At 69.0% G+C, this 16,424-nt stretch carries 14 protein-coding genes and 1 pseudogene; 8 read left to right on the top strand and 7 right to left on the bottom strand.

Annotated elements, in window-relative coordinates; all coding sequences use genetic code 11:
• The first annotated feature begins 28 nt into the window (after nt 1-28).
• Nucleotides 29-613 (top strand): hypothetical protein, encoded by a 585-nt coding sequence (locus B8281_RS03095; RefSeq protein WP_157446538.1) that lies wholly within the window; start codon nt 29-31, stop codon nt 611-613.
• Here the strand turns inward: B8281_RS03095 and B8281_RS03090 are convergent.
• A pseudogene (locus B8281_RS03090) lies at nt 596-1,493 on the bottom strand (IS5 family transposase). The gene B8281_RS03095 and the pseudogene B8281_RS03090 overlap by 18 nt on opposite strands.
• A gap of 142 nt (nt 1,494-1,635) precedes the next feature.
• Nucleotides 1,636-2,810 (bottom strand): IS3 family transposase gene (locus B8281_RS03085; RefSeq protein WP_232322655.1). Its coding sequence is split into 2 segments (ribosomal slippage): nt 1,636-2,523 and nt 2,526-2,810, totalling 1,173 coding nucleotides; the frame shifts between segments, so codons are not numbered across the junction.
• Between the two features lie 146 nt (nt 2,811-2,956).
• Here B8281_RS03085 and B8281_RS03080 point away from each other — a divergent pair.
• Together B8281_RS03080 and B8281_RS03075 are read left to right on the top strand one after the other, a co-directional pair.
• On the top strand, nt 2,957-3,871 hold the full coding sequence (locus B8281_RS03080) for a hypothetical protein (RefSeq protein ID WP_085386874.1): 915 nt from the start codon (nt 2,957-2,959) through the stop codon (nt 3,869-3,871).
• 600 nt (nt 3,872-4,471) lie between these two features.
• Nucleotides 4,472-5,038, top strand: coding sequence for a hypothetical protein (locus tag B8281_RS03075; protein WP_157446536.1), 567 nt, complete (start codon nt 4,472-4,474; stop codon nt 5,036-5,038).
• Between the two features lie 88 nt (nt 5,039-5,126).
• Here B8281_RS03075 and B8281_RS19085 read toward each other — a convergent pair whose 3' ends face one another.
• The 3 genes from B8281_RS19085 to B8281_RS03060 form a co-directional block, all read right to left on the bottom strand.
• Nucleotides 5,127-6,083: an HNH endonuclease gene (locus B8281_RS19085; RefSeq protein ID WP_157446535.1), complete on the bottom strand. Its 957-nt coding sequence runs from the start codon at nt 6,081-6,083 to the stop codon at nt 5,127-5,129.
• A gap of 3 nt (nt 6,084-6,086) precedes the next feature.
• Nucleotides 6,087-6,458: a nucleotide pyrophosphohydrolase gene (locus tag B8281_RS03065; protein ID WP_085386872.1), complete on the bottom strand. Its 372-nt coding sequence runs from the start codon at nt 6,456-6,458 to the stop codon at nt 6,087-6,089.
• Between the two features lie 142 nt (nt 6,459-6,600).
• Nucleotides 6,601-7,521: a hypothetical protein gene (locus B8281_RS03060; protein WP_085386871.1), complete on the bottom strand. Its 921-nt coding sequence runs from the start codon at nt 7,519-7,521 to the stop codon at nt 6,601-6,603.
• A gap of 373 nt (nt 7,522-7,894) precedes the next feature.
• Here B8281_RS03060 and B8281_RS03055 point away from each other — a divergent pair, with 373 nt between their 5' ends.
• Both B8281_RS03055 and B8281_RS03050 read left to right on the top strand, forming a co-directional pair.
• Nucleotides 7,895-8,953, top strand: coding sequence for a YhcG family protein (locus B8281_RS03055; protein WP_085386870.1), 1,059 nt, complete (start codon nt 7,895-7,897; stop codon nt 8,951-8,953).
• A gap of 694 nt (nt 8,954-9,647) precedes the next feature.
• Complete coding sequence (locus B8281_RS03050; RefSeq protein WP_085386869.1) at nt 9,648-10,769, top strand: DNA sulfur modification protein DndB; 1,122 nt, start codon at nt 9,648-9,650, stop codon at nt 10,767-10,769.
• Nucleotides 10,770-11,270: 501 nt separating this feature from the next.
• Here B8281_RS03050 and B8281_RS03045 read toward each other — a convergent pair.
• Both B8281_RS03045 and B8281_RS03040 read right to left on the bottom strand, forming a co-directional pair.
• Nucleotides 11,271-12,026, bottom strand: coding sequence for a trans-aconitate 2-methyltransferase (locus tag B8281_RS03045; protein WP_085386868.1), 756 nt, complete (start codon nt 12,024-12,026; stop codon nt 11,271-11,273).
• A 67-nt stretch (nt 12,027-12,093) separates the two neighbouring features.
• Entirely contained in the window at nt 12,094-12,609 is a 516-nt protein-coding gene (locus B8281_RS03040; RefSeq protein WP_085386867.1) for a DUF664 domain-containing protein, read from the bottom strand.
• A gap of 232 nt (nt 12,610-12,841) precedes the next feature.
• Between B8281_RS03040 and B8281_RS03035 the strand changes: the two genes are divergently transcribed.
• From B8281_RS03035 to B8281_RS03025, 3 genes are read left to right on the top strand one after another with little or no spacing between them, the layout of a single operon-like run.
• On the top strand, nt 12,842-14,080 hold the full coding sequence (locus B8281_RS03035) for a PP2C family protein-serine/threonine phosphatase (RefSeq protein WP_157446534.1): 1,239 nt from the start codon (nt 12,842-12,844) through the stop codon (nt 14,078-14,080).
• Nucleotides 14,077-16,092: a glycosyltransferase family 2 protein gene (locus B8281_RS03030; protein ID WP_085386865.1), complete on the top strand. Its 2,016-nt coding sequence runs from the start codon at nt 14,077-14,079 to the stop codon at nt 16,090-16,092. The genes B8281_RS03035 and B8281_RS03030 overlap by 4 nt, the downstream gene beginning before the upstream one ends.
• A complete protein-coding gene (locus B8281_RS03025) occupies nt 16,089-16,424 on the top strand; it encodes an STAS domain-containing protein (protein WP_051028350.1) in 336 nt (111 codons plus the stop codon). The genes B8281_RS03030 and B8281_RS03025 overlap by 4 nt, the downstream gene beginning before the upstream one ends.

Here is a 16,424-nt window from a genome sequence, read left to right as displayed (position 1 = left end):
CGAGTTCTGGCTCGTTAGGGTGGTCGGCATGGTCACTGTGACATGGTCTGGTCCGGAATCGGATGCAGTCGCGGTCGTTTTGCCCGGCGGGAGCGGATACACCGCTCGATCCCCTCTATTGCACTGGACCACGGCAGCGCTCGTAGAACAGGGATGGCGGGTCGGTGCCGTCGAGTGGACGATCACCGCAGTGGAACGCTCTCGCCCGCAAGAGTTCGTCAGTAAGATCGCCGAGGCCACGTTCGCGGAGGCGCCGACATCCGTGGCTCGTCTCGTGATCGGCAAGTCGTTCGGCTGCCACGCGCTGCCGTGGGCGATCGAGCGTGGTCTACCGGGGGCATGGCTCACTCCTGTCGTCACCGACGAACCGATTCGGGCAGCGCTGGCGATTGCCGGGCCTGAGCACCTCGCGATCGGTGGGGACCGTGACCACATGTGGACGCCGGACGCTGTCGGTCAGACTTCGGCAACACTGATCACGGTGGCGAATGCAGACCATGCCATCGAATCCGATGAAGGATGGCGGGCGTCGGTCGAGATGCAGATCCCCGTGCTTGAGCGCGTTATCGCTCATGCTGACGCACGGTTAGCAACTTCACGGCGGGTCCGCTAATGCGCTGGAACTGTTGAGCCAGTAGAGCGTCGCGGCAAGGCAGAGCGCGGCGTGGTAGTTGCGGGCGGTCTTATCTGAGCGCATCGCGATGCCACGCCATTGCTTGAGTCTATTGAAGCATCGCTCGACGACGTTTCGGTCGCGGTAACGGACGCGCTGCTGGTCGCCAAAGTCGATCGGCCGGCCCGGCTTCTTGCGGCGGTGGGCGATCTGGTCTTCGCGCTCGGGGATCGTCGCGGCGATCCCGTGTTGCCGCAGCCACGCCCGGTTCGCTTTCGACGGGTATCCCTTGTCAGCGAGCACCCGGTCCGGGCGGGAGCGTGGCCTGCCCCTGGCACCTGGGACGCGGATCTCGCTGAGCGTCACGGCCAGCATGCTGGTGTCGGCCGCCTGCCCCGGGCTGAGGACGAACGCGAGAGGCCGCCCCTTCCCGTCGCAGACCAGGTGATTCTTCGTCGTCAACCCTCCGCGAGAACGCCCGATCGCATGATCAGCAGGCTCTTCACCGAACTTCTTGTAGTTCGACAGAGCCCCCCGTGGCCCGCGGGAGGGTGGCGCCGTGCTGGTGCACGCGCACGATTGTGGAGTCGATCGACGCGACCCAGTCGAGGTCGCCGGCCTGCTGCGCGAGCGACTGCACGTGCTCCAGTAGTCGCGCCCAGACGCCCTGCTCAGCCCACCGGTTGAAGTTCTTGTATACCGTGTTCCAGTTCCCGAACCGGTCCGGCACGTCCCGCCATGGAGCTCCCGTGCGGAATCGCCATGCCGTCGCCTCCACCACGGTCCGACGATCGATAGGCGGCCGACCGGTCCACTTCACTTTCGGGAGCAACGGGCCGATCACGGCCCAGTCCTCGTCAGAAATCACATCGCGCGACACGCATCCAAGACTCTCCCGCGAGTCCCTAAGAACGGTTTAGCAACACGCCCTAGAACTTTGGGCTTAGGCAGACATCGCAGGGGGCTGCTGCATGATTCCGTGACAGTTGGTTGGGGCTGCTGCATGATTCCGTGACAGTTGGTTAGGCAGCTTGGTCGGCGGCCTGGCTCATGATGATCTCGAACTCGATCGGGGTCAATCGTGCGAGTCTGGCCTGGCGTCGGCGACGGTGGTAGGTCCGTTCGATCCAGGTCACGATCGCGATCCGCAGCTCCTCTCGGGTGGTCCATCTGTGCCGGTCCAGGACGTTGCGCTGAAGCAGGCTGAAGAAGCTCTCCATGGCGGCGTTGTCACCGGCTGATCCGACCTGGCCCATGGATCCGCGCATCTGGTGGCGCCAGAGGGAGTGCTGCAGCTTTCGGCTTCGAAACTGGCCGCCGCGGTCCGAGTGCAGGGTGCAGCCGGCCACGCGCACCCCGCGGCGCGAGACCGCCGATTCCAGGGCGTCGACGGCCAGCTGGGACGTCATGCGGTCGGCGATGGAGTACCCCACGATCCGGTTCGACCACACGTCCTTGACCGCACACAGGTAGACCTTGCCTTCGCCGGTGGGATGCTCGGTGATGTCCGTCAACCACAACCGGTTCGGGCCAGGAGCGGTGAATTCGCGACGCACCAGGTCATCGTGCGCGGGCGCGCCGGGCCGCCCATTCTTCCCGCGGCGCTTCTTGCCGAACACGCACCACCACTGGTTCGCCGAGCAGATCTTCCACACCGTGCGCTCACTGACCTCGTGCCCGGCCGCGTTCACCTCGTCGAACAGCAGCCGGAACTCGGGGTCCTCACGGTGGGCATCGAAGACCGCGTTCGCGAGATACGCCTCCTCGAGCTCGCCGCCGGTGACCGGCTGGGCGAGCCAGGCGTAGTAGTGCTGGCGGTGGAGCTTGAGCACCCGGCCCGCCACCGCGACCGGCACCCTGATCGGGGCACCGGCCGCGGCGAGCTCTCTCACGAGCGGGTAGAGCCTTTTCCCGGCAGCTGAGCCTGGGACAGGTACGCCGCCGCCCGCCGCAGGACCTCGTTCTCCTGCTCCAGCAACCGAATCCGACGTCGAGCCTCACGCAACTCCCGTGCGTGCTCCGAGGCGACGCCGGGCTTCACGCCGTCCTCGACATCGGCGGCACGCAACCACTTCGTGATCGTCATCTCATGGACCCCGAAGTCCTGGGCGATCTGCGCCAGCGTCACACCGGGACCACGGTTCCGGGCGACCCGCACGACGTCCTCACGAAACTCACGGGGATAGGGCCTGGGCACAGCAACATCCTTCCAGCCTGCTCGGCAAGCAAGCGATCTGAGATGTCACAGATCCGTGCAGCAGCCCCGTTGTTGCCGGCGATGAGCTCGAGCAAGAACCGCTCGATCCGGAGTAGATCGCAGTCGCTGGCTGGCACGATGGCTTCGTGGCAGAGCACAACTTCTACAGTGACCGAGTGAACGGCCCGCAGGCAGCGATCCACGACGTCCTGCCCACCGCAACGTCGCGCGGTCTGCTGGGGCTGCTTGACGCCAAGATCAAGGCGAACTGGTTGGCGCGGGGCTTCCCGGAGCGTTGCCCGGACGGCCAGGGCATCTGCGATACCGACCTTGGCGTGCTGTCAGCGAACCTGCAGGCGCTCGTGCCTGGGGCGCCGTGGCCGCTCCTCCACCCGGATGTTTCCGCGACCGATGAAGTCGTCTTCGACCTGGTCGAGTATGCCGCCGTCCGGGTCGCAGAGCCCGTGGACCGTCAGTACCACAGCTTCTTCCGGCATTTCGAGCTCGGCTTCAACGAGGACGAGGGTCGCCAAGCCTTCCGGACGGAGGTCAACGCGATTCTTCGGCGTGGGCAGACGATGTATGAGCTCCGCGACAACGGCGAGATCCATCGGCGTGGGACGCCCGAGGTTCAGACCGTGATCGTCGGCCTGAACCCCGCGTCCGGAGACGACCGTCTGGACGAGCTCATCGTCGAGGCTCGTTCCCTCTACACATCGCATCGACCGAGTGAGCGCGCAGTCGCTCTTGAGCGGTTGTGGGATGCATTCGAGCGACTTAAGACGATCGACCTGCCTGGCGGTGACAAGCGACAGTCCGTGCAGGCGCTGCTTAGCAACCTCGATGTTGGGTGGCGCGACACCGTGGAAGCGGAGATGAAGTTGCTGACCGACATCGGAAATCAGTATTCGATCCGTCACCACGAGACACGTACAACGCCTGTGCCCGAGGACGGTGGCGCTGACTACCTGTTCGCGCGAATGGGGGCCCTTATCACGCTGTTGCTCAGGGCGAGCCATCGGATTCGCTCGGTGGAGGCGACGTTTCCATGGAGCGAGTAGGAGCGCCCGTCGCCTTGCCGCGGAAACGTGCATCTGATGCACGAAACCTAGAGTGACCTGCGGCGAGGCGGCAAGAGTCGACCGGTATAGCCACACCCCCGACGGCGGAAATGTGCTGCTGACCTGCAGCGACGACGTCATCGCACCGAGGTGCGAGTTCTTGCATCAGATGCAACTCGCACTAGTTCGGCGCCGATAATTGCCGTTACGGCATATTGCGTCCGTTACGTCGGTCTCTTGAGGCCGATGACCAGGGCGAGCGCCCATCCCTGCGCCGCCACGTTGCCGCTCCGCATCGCGACGTCGTCGCGGGCGTGGGGTCGCGGCTCGACGCCTCGTCGACGAGTTGCCGCGTAGACGGCGACGCGGTGGCGGAGCTCTGGCGGCGCCCGTTGCTCTGGGCCAGCAGCATGGCGAGCGGCGAGGTTGCCGTTCGGGCCGCACACCCGCTCCCACCGCGATGGTGTGCGGCCGGTTGTTAATAGGCGTCAGTACGCGTCAAGACGTCTCGTCGCGGTGTGCTTAGCGCAACCAAGCCTCTCAGGCCGTGCTGCCGTACGACGCGAACCTCCGGACGAGGCGCAGAGTATGGTCACGATCGTGACGACTACCGAGGCCCCTTTGCCCGGGACTTACCGTGTCGCAGATGAGTCTCCCGTGAGGTTCGCTGATGCGATGGATGCCTGGATGCCTCTCGCGTACGAGGAGCTCATCGCTACGGCGCGCCGGTATCACGCCGTAGTCACATACCTGGAGCTCAGCGAGCACGTCCAGGCACGATCTGGCATCCGCACCCGCGCTCTGTTGACCAACTGGATCGGGAAGCTGCTCGAAGGAGTCGCAGTCCGTGCGACGGCGAACGGTGAACCACCGCTAACGGCGTTGTGTGTTCGCCAGGACGGCACGATCGGCCCCGGCTACGCCAGAGCACCGAAGTCGGTCGTGGGCGAACCTGGCGACGATATCGAGCAGTACGCTGCCGAGCACCGGTTGCTCTGCTACCAGAAGTTTGCCGGCGATCTCCCGCCGGACGGCGGGATGCCTGCGCTGACGAGAGCCGAGGCCGAGCGTCGTGCGCGCCTGAGGGCGAAGGAGCCGGCACGGCGACCCGCGTGCTCGAGCTGCTTCACAACGCTTCCCTCGACCGGTGTGTGTGACTACTGCTGACCAGCAGCCCCGATCTCGGCGCGGCGCGCCTATTGACGAGCGAGTCACCCGTCGATTCGCGTTGTGCGGCCGCACATGAAGCCGCGTCCTAGGCGATACCTGCGAAGTGCTCGCGGTGGTACAGCGCGTTGGTGAAGTCGATGTCGTGCCCGTCGTTGACGGTGAGGGTACCGACCGGCTGCCCGGTCAGGGTGTCGATGACCTTGCCGTCGTGGATGTGGAGCGCGCCGGTGTCGAACCGCACGTGGTCGTTAGGGCACAGGCACAGGATGTTCGAGGGCGTGTCGGCGCCCGCGTGACCGCCGCCGAGCGCGCGGATGTGCGCGGCTTCGGAGTAGGTCCCTGTGCGGGTGGCGAGGGTCGTGCCGCAGAACTGGCACGTGTCGGCGTAGTGGCGCTTGACCCAGCGGGCCACCGCGCCGTCGCGCACGATCCGCTGCCCGACCACGGTCACCTTGTCCGGGGCGCTCGCTCCGGTGGGGACCACGCCAGCGCCAGCGACGGGAGCTTCGAGCTCAAGCCCCTGCCCGAAGGCTGCCGTGCCGGCGGCGACCGCGTCTCCGAACTCCTGGGCTTCGGGCTCCGTCGCGAGTGCGAGCTGTCGGAACGGGTAGTCCGGGCCCTTCCCGAGCAGGGATCGGACCTCGGGGTAGGGGATCGCCGTCTCCTCGAACTCGAGCACGCTGTACACGAGGGCGTAGGAGCCCTTGTCGGCGTCCGGGGCCCAGAGGGTGTCAGCGAATGCAGCGTTCTTGAAGACCGCGCCGATGACGCCGATCCCTCGGGCGTGGCTGCTGGCGGTGAAGACCACCGCGGCGCCGGGACCGGTCTCGCGGAGGTATCGCTCGCGGTTCGGCTCGTCGAACGTGCCCCAGAACCTGGCCGTTCCGTCGGGGTGGAGCTTCAGGAGCGCGTCGCGCTGCTCGGGCGTGAGGTACGACGCGTGCTCTTCGGCGGTGAAGTCCACCGGGTTGCCGAGGGTCTTGATCCAGTTGATCTTCCCTCGTCCGGCGCCGCCGGAGGGGTGGATGAGGACGGCGGTCACGGGTCACTCCTGTGTGTCGCGAAGTCGGTCGTACTTCTCGTTCGATCCCCGGGCGAGGTGCTCGGGGTAGCGCTGCTCGTTCCGGTCGATCTTGGCGTTCGCTGCCTCGATGAGATCCACGTCGAGCACGTCGGCGAGGCGGACGAGGTAGATCAGCACGTCGGCCATTTCATCGCTCACCCGATCGAGCTCGGGAGCTCGCGTGGCCGCCGCCTCGGTGATCTGCGCGTCGGTCCGCCACTGGAGCTCCGCGGCCAGCTCACCGACCTCACCGGCGAGGGCTAGTGCAAGGTTCTTCGGGGTGTGGAACTGCTCCCAGTCCCGCACCACTGCGAACGCGCGGATCCGCTCAGCGAGGGCCTCGATCTCAGACATGAGCAGGACAGTAGCGCCCGGCCCCGGGGCTACCGAAGTGGAAGGTAGGGAAGAATGCACAGCGCCTCACGGCCATGCGTCCGACGCGTCTGGAAGCACGGACGAGGGCCGCAACTCCCGCCGCGACCCTCGTCCCTCGTCGCTACGCGAGCTTGCTGTTGATGCGGTCGTCGTCGTGCGGCTCGTACTTCGAGTCCACGAACGACCTGAACACCTCGACGAGGTTCTCGCCGTTCGCGTAGGCCCGGCGGACGACCTCGAGGATCGTCGCACGCCCGCGTCCGAGAGCCTGTTGCTTCTTCAGGTCCTCCTTGCGAGTCTTGATGACCTTGCCGTCCTGCGTGACTGTGGCCTGCTCCATTTGGACGTAGCTCAGTGTGCTCGTCTCGTAGAAGCGTCCCGCGCTCATGAGAAGGGTTGCTCGTGCCCAGTCCCTGGGGACGAGCAGGAGCGCTGTACCGTCAGCGACGGGGAGGTCGAGCACAGCAGTGGTCCACTGTCTGCTTTGCGGGTCCCACACCTGTCGCTCCACCTTCTTAGTCTCGTGGCCTGCAGCGGTGAACTGCGGGAACTGCGCCACCATCTGAGCGGTGAACTCGGCCAGCGGCCCGAAGACGATGCGAGTGGTCAGGTCCGAGGTGATGTCCTCTGCGACGCCCTCGACGAACAGGGGGATGTCCTCGATCTGGGTGAGGATCCCCACGTCGACCAGCATGCGCGCGTCGCCGCGCAGCGCATCCCAGATCCATTCGCCGACGTCGTCGGAGCCACCGTGTCCCTGAATCCCGGACTCTGCGAGACCGAGGCGCGTCTCCCACGGCTCCGTGAACCGCTGAAGCAGCGCGAGCCCGCGCCGCTGGTCGGACTGTCTGTTGCTCAGGGCACAGGCGGTCACCTCGTGGAAGAACGTCTCCATGCACCTGATCGCGTCGGCGGCGAACGGCTGAGGGGTGCCAGAGAGACGGATCGCGTGGGGGTCGACGAACATCGGCTTGTCGATGCTGACGTCGACGTCGAGGAACGGAACCGGGCCGGGGATGCTGTAGTGCGTCGTCACTTGCATGAGAACTCCTGTCTCGTGAGCGAGCGCGACACACACCCGCGCCGATCGTTGGGCCGACGCGGGCGCAGTAGAGTCCGAACTGCCTACCAAGCAGGCTCGAGCCCCATTCCGCAACGTCGAGATGGGGCTCGACGCTTGTGTGGCGCGTCACACAACCTACTCGAACACACGTACAAGAACCCACGGACACGACGAGATGGGCACAAGATGTCGTGGCGAGAAGGCTTGATAGCCACTACATGGGGTGTGCTGACTGCACGCTCTTCGCGTGCGGCAGTCCGCTCGACTGCCCAGATCTCTCTCGAGGCCCCCAAGGTCCCAGAGCCACGCATGCGCGGGCTGTCCTCTCCAGAGATGGGGCAGGATGTCGCGCATGACGTCCTCGGGGAGCGAGTTGGAACCAGCCGGGTACGCCGAGCTCTTGGCGGAGCTGAAGGCGCGGGTGCGTGCGACGCGGTTCCGCGCAGCGCGGGCGGCGAACACCGAGGTGCTGCGCCTGTACTGGTCGGTCGGTCGTGACATCCTCGACCGGCAGCGCGACGCCGGTTGGGGGAGCCGTGTGATCGACCGTCTCTCGGCGGATCTGCGGCGCGAGTTCCCCGATCAGCGCGGTTGGTCGCCGTCCAACCTGAAGAACATGCGGCGCATCGCCGAGGTATGGCCGACGGCCGAGGAGTTTGGCCAACAGGCTGTTGGCCGATTGCCGTGGGGGCACGTCGTCGTCCTGCTGGAACGCCTCGAGTCTCGCGAGGCGCGGGACTGGTACGCCGCGAGTGCGGCCGAGTACGGCTGGTCGCGCGCGGTGCTCGAGCACCAGATCAAGGCCGACCTGCGTCGCGCCGTCGGTGCTGCGCCGACGAACTTCACCGAGGCGCTCGAGGCGCCGGACTCTGAGCTGGCGCAGCAGCTGGTCAAGGACCCGTACGTGTTCGAGCACCTGGCGATGGTCGAACGGGTGGCCGAGCGGGATGTCGAGCAGGCGCTGATGGACCGGCTGCAGGACACGATGCTCGAGCTCGGTCGCGGCATGGCGTTCGTCGGGCGCCAGGTGCGCCTGACCGTCCCGGACGACGCGAGCGACCGGGCGGACGAGTTCTACGTCGACCTGCTCTTCTTCCACGTCGAGCAGCTGCGCTACGTGGTAGTCGAGCTCAAGATCGGGCCGTTCGAGCCGGCCCACGTCGGCCAGCTCGGCACGTACGTCGCGATCGTCGACGATCAGTTCCGCCGGCCCGAGATCCACGCCCCGACGATCGGGATCCTGCTGTGCACGGGCAAGACCGGCCCGACCGTGCGGTACGCGCTGGCCGGCACCCGGGTACCGATCGCCGTCGCGGACTACCAGGGCTTGCCCGAGGAGGCCCGCGGTGTGCTGCCCTCCGCCGCCGAGCTCGAGGCCGTCATCGAGGACGAGCTCGACCACCGACCCTGAGCGCCAGAACCTTGTGCTGACCACGGCAAACGTCACGCCGGCACAGACCCGGTGTGCCTGGTCGAGCCTGCGTGGTGTGGGGGAGCGGGGCATATTTGGGCGTCAGTCGTTGGTGTGGTTGAGGAAGCCGATCTCTTCGGCGCGCGCGATGAGCCAGATCACAGTGAGCGTAGCTAGACCGCCGCCAGGCTCAGTTAATTAACCGCTCGGGTCGACGGGGGATGCCTCGAAGGCTAGTCAGGGAGAGAGCCCTGATGGTGTCGCTTGCAGTGGTCAGTGGGTGAAGTTGCAACAGATATCTGACGACGTCTTGCGCTGCGTTGAGGGATCGTGCATGATCTTCCACGTGAAGCCACTGGTACCTAACCTCGGGCACCCGTCCATGGTGGGGTGGTAGCGGCGGAGCTGCTACAGTAGAATTTCTCACAGCCACGGAGCCGGTGGCGGAGTCCGCTCCCGTCACCCGGCTCGAGCGGTGGTCGGCGTTGATGGATGGGCCCAACCCATCCGGAGCCAGGGCCACCTCTCGGGCCCCGCCACCACCTCGGGGCCGGCGTCCACAACCGGTCTCGGTAGGGGTGTCGAGCCGTCGCGACGGGCGTGTCCAAAGCGTCCTGAACGGCTCGACACCCCTACGAGAGAGTCCTCCCGAGGTGTCCACGGACCGCAAGAACCCACACACAGGAGGACCACCATGACCACCGAGCTCAGCGTTCCGGCCCGCCCGGGCATCCACCTCTACGCGCTCAAGGGGCAGCAGGGGAACCGGCAGATGTACCTGCTGCTGGTGACCAACCACGAGCTGCTGCGCAACTTCGCTGCCGAGGCGGAGATCAGCGACAGCACCGAGCGCGTCCAGCGCGACCTCGATAAGCGGCACGCCAGCGACATCGTCGGCTACATCCTCGAGAACCCCGCCGAGTACCTGCTCGGGGCCATGACGTACGCGATCGACACCGTCGAGGAGACCGACTTCATCCCGGCCGGCCCCGGCAGCAACATCGGCACGCTCGTCCTGCCGACCAACGCCCGTCTGCGCTGCCTCGACGGCCAGCACCGCCGGTACGCGATCGCCGAGGCCGTCCGCCAGGACGAGACGATCGGCGACGACTACAGCGCCGTGGTGCTGTACGTCGAGGACGACTTCATGAAGCGTCGGCAGATGTTCAGCGACATGAACGCCACCCCCAAGGTGGTCTCCAAGGCGCTGAACATCACCTTCGACAGCCGCGACCACTACGCCCTCGCCGCTCAGGAGCTCGCCGACACTCACCCGCTGCTCAAGGGAGTGGTCGAGACACACAAGGCCCGCATCACGACGACCGACGCCAAGGTCTTCTCCCTGGCCGGCGTCTTCGACGGGCTCAAGCGGTTCGACCTCGGCATGGTCCTGCCCCGCGGCCGCTCTCCCAAGGACAAGTCGAAGGAGGAGCTCGTCGCCATCGGGAACACCCTGTTCGACACCATCGACGCGGCGTTCCCGGAGTTTGAGGAGATCAAGCAGAAGCTCGCTGCCACGGAGGACGCCAAGGAGAAGGCCGACATCATGAAGGGCGCTCGTCGGCGCACGATCCTGTTCTCCACCACCACGCTGCGCGTCATCGCAGGAGCGCTGCACGAGGCCATGAAGGCCGACGAGGAGTCTGACGTCAGCAAGTACGTCACCCCTCTGTCGAAGATCGACTTCGCGCCCACGTCCAAGCTCTTCACCCACGAGGACGTCGGCTTCGTCAGCGGCACCGGCACGCCGTCCGCCCGCAACCAGGAGGTCTTCGCGGCCACCCGCGCGCTGAAGGACGCCATCCGCCTGCACTGACAGAACGACTGGTGCGGCCCTCGGGAGATATCCCGGGGGTCGCACCGGCGTTGGAGAGCTCTCCCTTCATCGAAGGCCTAGGGCGTGTCTTCCAAGACGCGCCGCCACGACGTTGCAGAGTTTGTGGTCGTGGAGCGTGGTCGGGAGTTGTCAGACGAGCAGTGGGCAGCGCCCTAATCCAAGCCAGCGAAGACCGGTAAGGGTACGGACTTCCTCAGTGATGGTCGTGAGCCCATGCCCAATATCTCCGTTACATCGCGGTTGCGGTATCCAGGTCTTCGTCTCCGACCTCGAGGCCCTTATCGAGGACGAACTCGACCATCGGGCAGAGGGCTGAGAACCCCTTCTGACCAGCACAAACGCGGCGCCGATAAGGTACCTTATGTCATGCGCCGCTGTTCAACGGCTCTCCGAGAATCTCTTCGCACCCCTCACTCGATCAGCCGTAGCAGCTCTCGAACACCACGGCGGGTCGGGCCAGGCTCTCGACGGCATGCCGAGCTACTGGCGACTGGCTCCGGGGACCGGTGCACAGACGATCAACCAGGACGTGTAGTGCTCGACGACGCGCCCTCCGAGGTCCGCGACGGCCGCCGCGACCTCGTCGACCTCGTCCCGGCTCCAGTCGCTGAACGTGCTGAAGAGCCCGTGAATCTGGTCGGCGTCGAGCTCGATGCTCCAGCGGTACTCACCGATGTCCTCGACGGCGAACAGCCCGGAGGCAGTCAGCCGTGCTGCGGTCGACCTGACGTCCTCGGGGCTCCCGGCGCGCGGCGGCCTGCTCCGCCGCGCGACGATCCGCGCGACCCGGTCACGGAACGCGGTCGGTTCCGCCGCGGGGTCACCGAAGACGTGCCGCCAGACGAGGAACCGCCCGGCTGGCACCAGGGCGCGATGGAGCCGGGGCAGGAGCGCGTCGAGGTCCATCCAGTGGATCGAGGTCGCGGCGACCGCCAGGTCGAACGCGGCTCGTCCGAGCTCGGCGTCCTCGGCCCGTGCGACGACCACCTCCGCCGTCGGGTGACGGGCCGCGAGCACGGCGGCCAGCTGCGTGCCCGGTTCGACGGCGACCACGTCGACTCCCTCAGCGAGCAGCGGTCCGGTCGCCTCACCGGTGCCCGCGCCGAGGTCGACCGCTCGCCGGCCCGGCGCGACCAGGCCCGTGCGACGCACCCGCTCCCACAGCTCGGCCGGGTACGGCGGACGAGCGGACCCGTAGGAGTCCGCGAGCGCGTCGAAGTGCGTCGGATTCCCCATCGTCCGACCCTACGACCGCAGATCCTTGCGCTCGGCGGTCGCGCCCCGCTCGTCGATCCGGCCTGCGTCAGGCGCGGCCGGTGCGCTCGAGCACGCCTCGCAGGTAGGCGGCCTGGCCCGCGTGCTCGAGGGCGTCCACCGCGACGCTCACGAGCCGGACGCCCAGCGTCACGGGCGGGTCCCACGCCTCGTCGACGACCCGGTCGAGGTCGCCGGCGGTGAGGGACGCGAGGACGTCGCGGGACTCGACCTGGACCGCGTGGACGTAGCCGAGCAGCAGGTCGTCGCGCGCGCGGACGCGCGCGACGTCGTCTGCCGACTGCCCGTAGCCGGTCGCGCCGTCGTCGAACGGCAGGTCGAACCGGCGGGCCCACCCGTCGCGCGTCCACACCTGGTCCCGCCCGACGGCGCCCGCGACCTGGGCGTCCTGCCCGCGCGCGAGGTGCCACGCGAGCCACGCGATCGTGTTGGCGCCCGGGTCGACGCGCGCGGTGAGCGCGTCCTCGCCGAGGCCGTCGACCGCGCGCGTCGCGGTCGGCCCGATCCTCCCGAACAGGTCCTCCAGCACGGTGATCGCGTCCACGGTCCTCCCTCTCCTCGGGTGCCCGGCGGTTCGTCGCCTCTGGCAGCGTCTCCGGACCGCGGGCCGCTCGCGACCGGAGCGGCCCCACCCCGAGACGCACCGCGGCAGGCACGGGCGAAGGTCCAGGTCCGGGACGTGCGGACCGTCTCCTGCCCCTGCGACGCGCAGCACTCCGTGATAGATGTCGGGAGGTCGCGTCACGACGGAGAGGCACGAGCAGGGGGAAGAGACTTTGACGACGACCGACGCGCTCCAGGACGAGCGCACGCGGGTCCTGGCGCTCCAGCGGCTCGGGGTGCTGGACAGCTCGCCCGAGGAACGGTTCGACCGCGTGACGCGGCTCGCGCAGCGCCTGTTCGGCGTCCCGACGGTGAGCATCACGCTCGTGGACGCGGACCGGCAGTGGCGCAAGGCGTTCGTCGGCCTCGACGGCCCGGTCGCGCAGCGCGAGGGCGCGTTCTGCGACGTGACGATCCGTGCGGACCGCACGCTCGTCGTCGAGGACGCGGCGCAGGACGCCACGTTCGCCGACAACCCCTTCGTGGTCGGCGACCCCCACCTGCGGTTCTACGCCGGGCACCCCATCGCGGCGCCGGGCGGCGAGCTGGTCGGCACGCTGTGCGTCATCGACACCCGGCCGCGCCGGTTCGACGACGCCGACCGCTCCCTGCTGCGTGACCTCGCGCTGTGGGTCCAGGGGGAACTCCAGCACGACGTCGAGCTCGACCGGGCGGGCGCGGTGCAGCGCGGGCTCCTCCCGCGCCGCGCCCCGGAGCTCGAGGGGTACCGGGTGGCGGCACGGTGCCTGCCGGCCCGCGGCGTCGGGGGCGACTTCTACGACTGGACGACGACGGCCGACGGCGCGGGGTTCGTCGTCGCGGACGTCATGGGCAAGGGCATGCCTGCCGCGATCGTGGCGGCGTCGGCGCGCGCCGCGCTGCGGCCCGCGCTCCGGTCGCCGTCGCTCGCGGCGGGCGTCGAGACGGCCGACGACCTGCTCGCCCCGGACCTGGAGGAGGTCGGGTCGTTCGTCACGGCCTGGTGCGCCACGGTCGAGCGGGACAGCGGCCGGCTGGCGTACGTCGACGCGGGCCACGGCCTGGCGAGCGTGCTGCGCCCCGACGGCGGCATCCACCGCCTGGAGGCGGACGGCCTGCCGCTCGGCGTCGCGCCGGGCACCGCGCGGGTCGTCCACCACGTGACCCTCGACCCGGGCGACCGGCTCGTCGTCGTGAGCGACGGGCTCGTCGACCTGCTCGCCGACCTCGGGGTCCCGGGCGGGAACCCGCGCCTCCTCGACCCGGACGTCCCGCTGCCCGTCCCGGACGGGCCAGCCCTCGCGCGTGCCGCGCGCGAGGTCCGGCAGGCCGGGGACGCCGCGGCGACGCTCGACGTGCTGGTCGGGCTCGCGGAGGGGCGGTACGTCGGGGACGACCTCACGGTCCTCGTGGTCGAGCGGGTCGCGGCATGAGGGGCTCCGCGCGGCGGCTCGCGCTGATCCGCGTGCTCGTCGTGCTGGCGCTGGTCACGGGCGTCAACTACGTCGCGTGGCGGTGGCTCGACTCCGTGGCGTGGTCGCACTGGTGGATCGCCGTCCCGCTCGTGCTGGCCGAGACGTACAGCCTCGTGGACACCGCCCTCTTCGGCGTGACGATGTGGCGCCTGCGCGAGCGGGGCGAGCCGCCGCCCGCCCCGGAGGGCGTCACCGTCGACGTCTTCGTCACGACGTACGACGAGCCCGAGGAGCTCGTCCTCGCGACCGCCCGCGCGGCCCGGGCCGTCCGGTACCCGCACCGCACGTGGATCCTCGACGACGGCGCCCGCGAGAGCATGCGGGCCGCCGCCGCGGAGGCGGGCGTCGGGTACCTCACGCGCAGCGCGAGCTGGGCGGGCAAGCCGCGGCACGCGAAGGCGGGCAACCTCAACAACGCGCTGTTCCAGACGGACGGCGAGCTGCTGCTCGTGCTCGACGCCGACCAGGCGCCCGACCCGGCGATCCTCGACCGCACTGTCGGGTACTTCACCGCGGACGAGCGCGTCGCGATCGTGCAGACCCCGCAGTGGTTCGTCAACGTCGACGACGCCGACCCCCTCGGGAGCCAGGCGCCCCTCTTCTACGGGCCGATCCAGCAGGGGAAGGACGGGTGGAACGCCGCGTTCTTCTGCGGCTCCAACGCCGTGCTGCGGCGCGAGGCGCTCATGCAGCTCGGCGTCGTCGGGTACGTGCAGGGCGTGACGGTCGGCGTGCGGCGCGCACTGCGCACCGCGGGCTCGGTGCTCGCCCGGGCGGCGCGCTCGCCGGAGGCGGCCGACCCGGCGGTGCGGACCGCCGTCGAGCGGCTCCGCGCGGAGGCCGACGAGGCCCGCCGCGCTCTCGCGGCGGGGGAGCCCGCCGCCGACGTCACCTACCGGTTCCAGCGCCGCGTCGACGAGGCGTCGCGCAGCGTCGTCGCCGGCCAGGTGGAGGCGCTGCGGGCGGAGCTGGCGACGGTGGAGCCCGAGCTCGTGTCCGGCGGCCCGCTCCAGGTCGACGAGGAGATCGGCCAGCTCGTCGTCGACGAGGAGGCGCTCGACCGGCTCGCGCGGCGCGACCTCTCGCCCCTCGTCGCGGTCGAGGCGGTGCGCCGCCTCGCGGACGCGGTCGACGTCGGGCGCAGCGACGAGGCGCAGGCCGTGATGCCGATGGCGACGATCTCCGTCACCGAGGACATGGCCACCGCGATGCGGCTGCACGCGCTCGGCTGGCGGTCGGTCTACCACCACGAGGTCCTGGCCCACGGGCTCGCCCCCGAGGACATGCCGACGATGCTCCAGCAGCGCCTGCGCTGGGCGCAGGGCACGGTGCAGGTGATGCTCCGGGAGAACCCGCTCACGCTGCGCGGGCTGCGCGTGGGGCAGCGGCTCATGTACTTCGCGACGATGTGGAGCTACCTCGCGGGCTTCGCCGCCCTCGCGTACCTCGCGGCGCCCATGGTGTACCTGTGCTTCGGCATCCTCCCGGTCCAGGCGTTCGGGACGGACTTCTTCGTGCGCTTCGTGCCGTACTTCGTGCTCAACCAGCTCTTGTTCCTCGTCGTGGCGCGCGGGGTGCGGACCTGGCGGGGGCAGCAGTACTCGCTCGCGCTCTTCCCGGTGTGGATCCGGGCCTGCTGGACGGCGTTCGCGAACGTCGTCCTCGGCCGCCCGCTCGGGTTCGTCGTGACGCCCAAGACGCGGACCGGCGAGCACCGGCCGGCCTGGCGCACCATCTGGCCCCAGCTCACGGCCATGGTGCTGCTCGTGGTCTCGGCCGTCGTCGGGACGGTGCGCCTCGTCGCGTTCGACGCCGACCTCGGCGCGACCCTCGTCACCCTCGCCTGGGTGGCGTACGACCTCGCGGTGCTCGGGGTGCTCGTCCCCGCCGCGCGGTACTCCGGCCCGCGCCCGCCGCGCGAGCCCGTGCCGGAGACGACGATGACCGGACGACGGACGGAGGACCAGTGAAGCTCGACGTGACACCGCTCGAGGAGACGGGGGCGGTGATCGTGCCGCGGGGGCGGCTCACGCTCACGACGGCGCCCCAGCTGCGCGACGCGGTCACCGACCTCGTCGAGGCGGGCCGGACCCGGCTCGTCGTCGACCTCGGGAGCCTCGAGTTCGTCGACTCCTCCGGCCTCGGCGCCCTCGTCGGCGGGCTGCGCACGACGCGCGCAGCCGGGGGAGACCTGCGGCTCGCGAACGCCGCGCCCTCCGTGGCGACGGTTCTGCGGCTCACCAACCTCGACCGCGTGCTGCGCGTGCACGACGACGCGGCGAGCGCGTTCGCCGACGGGTGA

The sequence above is a fragment of the Cellulosimicrobium sp. TH-20 genome (assembly GCF_002105775.1).
Lineage (GTDB): Bacteria > Actinomycetota > Actinomycetes > Actinomycetales > Cellulomonadaceae > Cellulosimicrobium > Cellulosimicrobium funkei.
The sequence above is the reverse complement of the archived record's forward strand: the minus strand, read 5'-3'. Positions and strand labels throughout refer to the sequence as shown.

What these genes read in the sequence shown, in the direction of transcription:
- B8281_RS03060 (WP_085386871.1), bottom strand. Translation starts at nt 7,521, where the DNA reads ATGCAAGTGACGACGCACTACAGCATCCCCGGCCCGGTTCCGTTCCTC.
- B8281_RS03065 (WP_085386872.1), bottom strand. Translation starts at nt 6,458, where the DNA reads ATGTCTGAGATCGAGGCCCTCGCTGAGCGGATCCGCGCGTTCGCAGTG.
- B8281_RS03045 (WP_085386868.1), bottom strand. Translation starts at nt 12,026, where the DNA reads ATGGGGAATCCGACGCACTTCGACGCGCTCGCGGACTCCTACGGGTCC.
- B8281_RS03095 (WP_157446538.1), top strand. Translation starts at nt 29, where the DNA reads ATGGTCACTGTGACATGGTCTGGTCCGGAATCGGATGCAGTCGCGGTC.
- B8281_RS03055 (WP_085386870.1), top strand. Translation starts at nt 7,895, where the DNA reads ATGACGTCCTCGGGGAGCGAGTTGGAACCAGCCGGGTACGCCGAGCTC.
- B8281_RS03030 (WP_085386865.1), top strand. Translation starts at nt 14,077, where the DNA reads ATGAGGGGCTCCGCGCGGCGGCTCGCGCTGATCCGCGTGCTCGTCGTG.
- B8281_RS03050 (WP_085386869.1), top strand. Translation starts at nt 9,648, where the DNA reads ATGACCACCGAGCTCAGCGTTCCGGCCCGCCCGGGCATCCACCTCTAC.